The sequence below is a fragment of the Pseudomonas sp. FSL R10-0056 genome (assembly GCF_009600105.1).
GTDB lineage: Bacteria > Pseudomonadota > Gammaproteobacteria > Pseudomonadales > Pseudomonadaceae > Aquipseudomonas > Aquipseudomonas bubulae.
This window is the reverse complement of sequence record NZ_WIWL01000015.1, coordinates 1-7468: the sequence shown is the minus strand read 5'-3', so window position 1 is coordinate 7468 and position 7468 is coordinate 1. Positions and strand designations below refer to the sequence as shown.

Annotated in this window: 6 protein-coding genes; all 6 read left to right on the top strand. The window is 63.1% G+C overall.

Features of this window, described 5'->3' with window-relative positions:
• A partial coding sequence (locus tag GHO42_RS01085) for an HlyD family secretion protein (RefSeq protein WP_153384078.1) occupies positions 1-553 on the top strand: 553 nt, incomplete at its 5' end.
• Positions 546-2135: an MDR family MFS transporter gene (locus GHO42_RS01080; protein WP_095001505.1), complete on the top strand. Its 1590-nt coding sequence runs from the start codon at positions 546-548 to the stop codon at positions 2133-2135. The genes GHO42_RS01085 and GHO42_RS01080, both read left to right, overlap by 8 nt.
• Before the next feature lie 2 nt (positions 2136-2137).
• Positions 2138-3532 carry an efflux transporter outer membrane subunit gene (locus GHO42_RS01075; RefSeq protein WP_095020355.1) on the top strand — a complete coding sequence of 465 codons (1395 nt, stop codon included), beginning with the start codon at positions 2138-2140 and terminating at the stop codon, positions 3530-3532.
• A gap of 14 nt (positions 3533-3546) precedes the next feature.
• The gene (locus GHO42_RS01070; RefSeq protein ID WP_095001507.1) at positions 3547-5058 is read left to right on the top strand and encodes a PLP-dependent aminotransferase family protein; all 1512 of its coding nucleotides are present in this window, start codon (positions 3547-3549) and stop codon (positions 5056-5058) included.
• A gap of 498 nt (positions 5059-5556) precedes the next feature.
• Positions 5557-6855, top strand: coding sequence for a carbohydrate porin (locus tag GHO42_RS01065; protein WP_095001509.1), 1299 nt, complete (start codon positions 5557-5559; stop codon positions 6853-6855).
• Positions 6856-6935: 80 nt separating this feature from the next.
• The coding region (locus tag GHO42_RS01060) for an amidase family protein (protein ID WP_256671095.1) at positions 6936-7468 on the top strand (533 nt) is incomplete at its 3' end.

Here is a 7468-nt window from a genome sequence, read left to right as displayed (position 1 = left end):
GGCCAGCGCAAGGCGGGCTGCCCAGGCGGCGGCACTGAACGTTGCCCAGCGCCAATTGCACACCCAGCGCGCTGCCATTGAACAAGCCCGTGCACAACTGGCCAGCGCCCAGGCCAGCACCCGCCAAAGCAAGCTTGATGAACAGGACACCGTGGTTTACAGCTCCCTGGCCGGCCGCGTCGGCAGCCGCTCGGTGCGGGTGGGCCAATACCTGCAACCCGGAACGCGCCTGATGACCATAGTGCCCCTCGATGAGGTCTACCTGACCGCCAACTTCAAGGAAACCCAGATCGAGCGCATGCACCCCGGCCAGACCGTGGCGGTGCATATCGATGCCTGGCCGGGGATAAAATTTGAGGGTGTGGTTGAAAGCCTGTCGCCCGGTACCGGCTCACAGTTCGCCCTGCTGCCGTCCAACAACGCCACCGGCAACTTCACCAAGATCGTACAGCGGGTGCCGGTGCGCATTCGCCTGAACCCCTCTGCCGATAAAGGCATTGAGTGGATGCCGGGGCTGTCGGCCACTGTCGACGTCGACACCCATCGTGGCTAGTGCTGTTGCTGCATCCGCAGCGCTGCAACCGCCCCGGGCAAATGCCAGTACCAGCGACTGGATTGTGGTCTTTGCTGGCGCATTGGGCGCGTTGATGGCCACGCTGGACATCTCCATCACCAACGCCGCCCTGCCTCAGATTCAGGGCCAGATTGGCGCCTCTGGCACCGAAGGCACATGGATCTCGACCGGCTACCTGATGGCTGAAATTGTCATGATCCCGTTAACCGCCTGGTTGACACGGGTGTTCGGGCTGCGCAATTTCCTGATCGGCAACGCGATTCTGTTCAGTCTGTTTTCGATCCTGTGCGGCATTAGCGAAACCTTGCCGCAGATGGTCATTGGCCGGCTCGGCCAGGGCTTTGCCGGGGGGGCCATGATTCCCACGGCGCAGGTGTTGGTGGCCACCCGCTTACCGCGCCATCAAATGCCCATCGGCATGACAATGTTCGGCCTGATCGTACTGCTCGGGCCACTGCTGGGCCCGGTATTGGGCGGCACCCTGACCGAAAATTTCAGCTGGCGCTGGTGTTTCTTTCTGAACATTCCGGTGTGCGCCTTGCTGCTGGTGATGCTCAGTCAGGGTCTGAAAAAAAGCCCGAGCAACTGGCAAGCGTTTATCAAGGCCGACTGGCTGGGGATTATCGGCCTGACCGTGGGCCTTAGCGCCATGACCGTGGTACTCGAAGAAGGCAATCGCGAGCGCTGGTTCGAGTCTTCGCACATCATCGGCCTGAGCCTGCTGGCGGTGTCCGGGATCGCCTTGCTGCTGATTGCCCAGAGGCTGTCGAAGACGCCGATTGTGCGTCTGAAACTCCTGCTCAATCCGCGCTTTGCCAGCGTGATCGCGATTGTATTTGTGGTGGGCTGCGGACTGTATTGCGTGGCTTTTGTACTGCCGCAATTTCTGAGCAATATTGCCGGTTTCAATGCTCAGCAATCCGGAGCGGTGATGCTGATGTCGGGTTTGCCGGCGTTTTTGATGATGCCTGTTTTGCCACGCCTGCTTGGCCGCGTGGATACCCGCATCATGGTCATGCTTGGCCTCGGTTGCCTGGCCAGCAGTTGCCTGTTGGCCATGGGGCTGACCGCCGACAGCGTGGGCGAGAATTTCACTCGCACCCAACTGCTGCTGGGCCTGGGCCAGGTAATGGCGATGATGCCGCTCAATCAGGCCTCCATGAGCTGCGTGCCGGCCCACGAGGCGGGTGAGGCTGCGGGTATCTACAACATGGCGCGCAACCTCGGCGGCTCGGTGGGGCTGGCGCTGCTGGGGACGTTTATCGAGCGGCGCAGCAGCTTCCATGACGCCACCTTGCGCGATGCCGTAAGCGTACAGTCGGTCGAAGCTCACACTCAGCTTGCAGCGTCCGCCCAGGGCTTTTTCGCTGAGCACGGCGATCTCGCCCATGCCCAGCTCCAGGCACTGGGTCAACTGGCCGGGCAGATCCAGGTTCAGGCGCAAGTGATGACCTACAGCGAAACCTTCTACGTGCTCGGCATCGCCTTGCTTTTGTGTCTGCCCCTCGCCCTCTTTCTAAAAAAACCGCCTGCCGGTACGCCATTGAACACAGGACACTGACCATGATCGCTTGCAAACCCTTGAGCCTGTTGGGTCCGTTGTTGCTGGTGGGCTGCACCTTGGGCCCGGACTATCACGCGGCACCCGACAGCCACCTGCAAGACAGGGACTTTACCCGTCAGGTGGTTGGCACCCAGGCGCAAACACCACAGGTTGCCGAATGGTGGCGCGACCTCAATGACCCGGTGCTCAACCAGTTGATCGACAGTGCACTGGGCCACAGCCCCGATCTGCAAGCGGCCGCCGCGCGGTTACGCCAGGCCCGCGCCGGACTGGCGGAAAAACGCAGCAACCAGATGCCCAAAAGCTCGGCCACGGCAGCGGCGCTTTACACCGGCTCGGGTGACAGCCAGACCGACGCCACCCACCTGTACCTGAGCGGTTTCGATGCCAGCTGGGAGCTGGATATTTTCGGCGCCAGCCGCCGCGCGGTAGAAGCAGCCAGTGCCGAAGCCGATGCCGTACAGGCGGATCTGGCCGACGCCCATGTGCAACTGGCCGCTGAAGTGGGCCAGGCCTATATCGGCCTGCGCGACCAGCAACAGCGGCTGCGCATCGCCCGCCAGTCCGAACAGCTTGAGCGCCAGTTGCTGGACTTTACCGGGCAGCGCCTGGCCCAGGGAACCGCCTCGGAACTGGACCGTGAACGCATCGCCACCCAGGTCGAAACCACCCGTGCCGCGTCCATCGCCCTGGAGCTGGAAGTGATTGAATCCCTCGACGAACTGGCCTTGCTCAGCGGTCTCGAGCCCGGCGCCCTGGACACCCGTTTGGGCACCGAAGCCGCGCTGCCGGCACTGCCCGCCATGGTCAATATCGGTGACCCGGCGCAGTTGCTGCAACAGCGCCCCGACATCCGCGCTGCAGAACGCCGGCTGGCTTCCAGCACCGCGCAGATCGGAGAACACAAGGCGGCGGCATTTCCCAGGGTCAGCCTGTTCGGCTCCCTGAGTTTCAGCGCCAGCGCGCCGGGCCATCTGTTGCGCAAGGACAACCTCAGCGCCCTGGGTGTCCCCTATCTGCAGTGGAACTGGCTGGACTTTGGCCGCGTGCAGGCCCAGGTCAAACAGGCCGAAGCCGGACGCGACGAGGCCCTGGCCAGGTACCGCAGCAGCGTGCTCGGTGCCCTGCGCGATGCCGATGTGGCACTGGCCCGCTACGGTAACGAACGCCAGCGCAGGGGCACCCTGGGCCGGGTCGAAACCAGCGCCGTACGCGCATCCACCCTCACCGAACAGCGATACCGCGCCGGTACCAGCAGCGTGCTCGACTGGCTGGACGCCGAACGCACCCGCTACCGCGCCGAACAGGACCGGGTTCACAGTGACGGTCAGTTGATCAAGGACTACATAGCCCTGCAAAAGAGTCTTGGGTTAGGGTGGCGCTCCCCGACCTGATTTCCGGATAGACCATGCGCTCCAGCCAGCATGATTTGATGTGGCGCCAGCTGCTGCCCAAAGTGCGCAGGCACGATGAGCCGCTGCAGGTGCAGCTGTGCACCGCGTTTGTCACGGCCATGCTCGACGGGCGCTTACCTGGCGGTACACGGCTGCCATCGAGCCGTGATCTGGCCATGCTGACCGGGGTTTCGCGCAATACCGCAGTACTGGTCTACGAACGCCTGGTAGCCGAGGGTTATGTCGATTCGCGGCCCCGTGACGGTTTTTTTGTATGCGGCGCCATCACTCCGACACAGACCACCCGGCCTCTGCCCGAACAGGCTGCGCAACCACCTGACTGGGCCTCGCGCATGCACCTGGCGCGCAACCCGCTGGCGTTTATGGACCGCCCACCCACCTGGCGCGAAGTGCGCTACCCCTTTATCTACGGCCAGTTCGATCCCCGGCAATTCCCGCTCACCCAGTGGCGCCAGTGCAGCCGTCAGGCACTGGAATTGAAGGCCGTGGATCGTTGGTGGCAGGAAGGCGAGAACGTCGGCGCCAGCCAGCTGATCGATCAACTGATCCGCCGCGTGTTGCCGCGCCGCGGAATTGCCGCCACCCATGATCAAGTGTTGTTGACCCTGGGCCGCCAGCAGAGTTTTTACCTGCTCGCGCGCCTGTTTGCCCGCCCCGGCAGCGTAGTCGGGGTCGAGGAACCGGGCTTTCGCGATCCGCGCAATGCCTTTGCCCACGATGGCGCGCACATGGTCTCGCTGCCCATCGACGAACACGGATTGCAGATATCCCCGGCACTGGCAGCCTGCGACTATCTGTATTGCACACCCGGCTACCAGTGCCCGACCGGTGTGACCATGAGCCTGGGCCGGCGCCAGGCCTTGCTTGAACATGCGCAGATGCACGATCAGGTGATCTTCGAAGACGATGATGACCCCGAGACCGAATACGACGGCCGCGCCCTGCCAGCGCTCAAGGCCACCGACCCGGCGGAGCGAGTGATCTACCTCAGCAGTTTGTCAAAGTTGCTGTCCCCGGGGCTGGGCATCGGTTACATCGTTGCCCCGGCACCGGTGATCGAGCAACTGCGCCAGCTGCAACGGCTGATGATCCGCCAGATCCCGGGCAACAACCAGATCACCGCCGCGCTGTTTATTCAACAAGGCCACTACGATCGGTTGCTGCAACAGGCCCGGGAAAAACTGCAACTGCGGGCCGGGGCGATGGCCACCGCATTGCGTGAAGTGCTGCCGGATGCGGAGTTTGTCATGCCCAGCGGCGGCGCCACGCTATGGCTCAAGCTGGCCGGCGAGCACGACTTGCTGAGCTTGTACTACGCAGGGTTGGCCAAGGGCGTGCTGTTTGACCCGAGCAGTGCGTTTTGCGTCGAGCCCGACACCCTGCCCCGGCCTTGCCTGCGCCTGGGCTTTGGCTCCATCGCCCAGGAGCTGATTGCCCCCGGCATTCGCGAGCTGGGACTGGTGATCAACGCCCACGCGAAACGACCTGCAGTTGTGCGCGGCTGAGCCATTTGCCCCACAACAGCGCCTGCGTTGCCCCTGTGGGAGCGGGCTTGCTCGCGATGCAGGCAACGCGCTGCATCTGGCAAACCGCAGTGATCCCATCGCGGGCAAGCCCGGCTCCCACAACCCCAGGGCCATCTCTCCCTGTGGGAGCGGGCTTGCTCGCGATGCAGGCAACACGGTGCATCTGGCAAACCGCAATGCCCCCATCGCCGCCAAGCCCAGCTCCCACAACCCCAGGGCCATCTCTTCCTGTGGGAGCGGGCTTGCTCGCGATGCAGGCAACGCGCTGCATCTGGCAAACCGCAGTGATCCCATCGCGGGCAAGCCCGGCTCCCACAACCCCGGCTCCCGCACGGTAGTCGCACTACCAGCCCCTGGCCCTATCGATAGTCCCCGCTGGCCCCATTCGCTGGTCACGGATATGCAGTACTACTGCTGACCACCAAAGCACTTGGCGTCGTCCTGAAAACAAAACGTTAAGGATGGGAAACTCTCACTATGTTTTACGCAAAGTATCCGTTAGCCGTCAGCCTTGCCGCCTTCGCTTTTACCCAGCATGCGCTGGCAGCCGACACGTCCGCTGCCCCCGAATGTGCCCAGTATGAAAAGCTGCTGACCCGCGCCGAACTGGCCTTCAAGAACGTGCCCATTTGCGCGCGGATCAAGCCGGACCTGTGGGGGCTGCGCAAGGAGCTGGCCGAGCATGGCATCGGTTTTACCGCCACCTCGTATAACGGTTACACCTATGACGTATTGGGCAACAACGCGAAAAAGCAGGTGTATAACGGCCAGAACCCCAGCTACAACACGTCGCTCAACCTGTACCTGACTTACGATCTGACCCGCATCGGTTTTGCCAATGACGCGCAGCTGACACTGGCCGGCAACTGGGTGGACTCGACCTACACCCCGGCCAACCCGCGGGTCAAAACCGTCTCGGTATTTGCCATCAACCAGTCCTTTTTCAATCACCAGCTGGAACTGGAATACGGCTTCATACCCGGCGTGCGCCTGTTCTATGGCATGGCGCTGGGGGGCAGTGCCTCGACCGCCGCCCTGGGGCCAAGCAGCGTGGTGCCATTTCAGGTCGGCATGTCGGCTACCGAGCCGACCCCAACCGTCAACGTGATCGTGCGTGACCCGTCGCTGCGCTTCTACAACAGCACCGCCCTGACCCGCAGCGTCAGCCCCGAAGGCATCCAGAAGGATGTCGACCTCAACCCCAGCGGATTGCGCCTCAAGGTGCCGGATGCCCGCGCCATGCTGATCAATGAGTTCGGCTACAAGCAGGCACCGTCGGCCAGCTCCAACGCCATGTGGCTGCGCGCAGGGGCCATGTACAACACCAGCCATTACACCGAGTTCACCACCGGTGAAAAGTCGGACAACAACTACGGCGTATACCTGGCCGAGACGGTGCAGGTGACCAAGCCCTACGGCGATGCCCGCGGCTGGTATCTGGACAGCAAACTCGATTACTCGCCTGACTCGGTCAACGCCATCAACAAGGCATTCCAGGTCAGTGCCTTCAATGTCGGCCCGTTCGCCAGCCGCCCTGCCGACATGGCCGCCGTGGGCCTGACCAAGAGCTACTACAGCAAGGATCTGCGCGACGTGACCAGGAGCTATGGCATGGAAGCGGCGCCCTACACCCTGGCGGTAACCGCTTCCTATGCGGCCCGCCTGATCCCCGGCGTGTATTTGATCAGCGGTCTGACCTACACCAAGAACCCGGTATTCACGCCGATCCATTCCGATGCCCTGTTGCTCCAGGAATCGCTGAACTTCCTGTTTTAAAGCGCCAGCCCCCAGCCGTATATACCCGTCACCTGGTCCTTTGCAGCGCAGGCCCAGGTGCTAATGCGAGGTCGTAGAACATGAGCGATGAACGTTATCAACTGTCCACCGGCGACTATCTGGCGCTGGACGCCACAGCCATGGTCGCGGCGGTCAAAACCGGCGAACTGACCCCCCGGATGCTGCTCAGCGCCGCCCAGGCGCGCTGCGATGCGGTAAACCCGCTGGTCAATGCGGTCAACATGCGCCACGACGAGCATGCCAATAGCGTGCTCAGGGCCCGTCACCACGCCGGCAGCGAGCTGCTGGGAGCATTGGCCGGGGTGCCGATGCTGCTCAAGGACTTGAACACTTACCTGACTGGCACCCTGACCACCAACGGCTCAAGAATGCTGGCCGACACGCCGCCGGCAACGCGCAACAGCACCATCGTGCAGCGCTACGAGGCCGCCGGGATGCTGATCTTCGGCAAGACCACCAGTCCCGAGTACGGCCTGACCACCACCACCGAATCCTCACTGTGGGGCCAGACGCGCAATCCGTGGAGTCTGGCCCACAGCGCAGGCGGCTCATCCGGCGGTGCGGCGGCAGCCGTGGCCGCAGGCATCGTGCC

Excerpts from the sequence above, each read along its gene's own strand:
- GHO42_RS01065 (WP_095001509.1), top strand. The coding sequence starts at position 5,557 with ATGTTTTACGCAAAGTATCCGTTAGCCGTCAGCCTTGCCGCCTTCGCT.
- GHO42_RS01070 (WP_095001507.1), top strand. The coding sequence starts at position 3,547 with ATGCGCTCCAGCCAGCATGATTTGATGTGGCGCCAGCTGCTGCCCAAA.
- GHO42_RS01075 (WP_095020355.1), top strand. The coding sequence starts at position 2,138 with ATGATCGCTTGCAAACCCTTGAGCCTGTTGGGTCCGTTGTTGCTGGTG.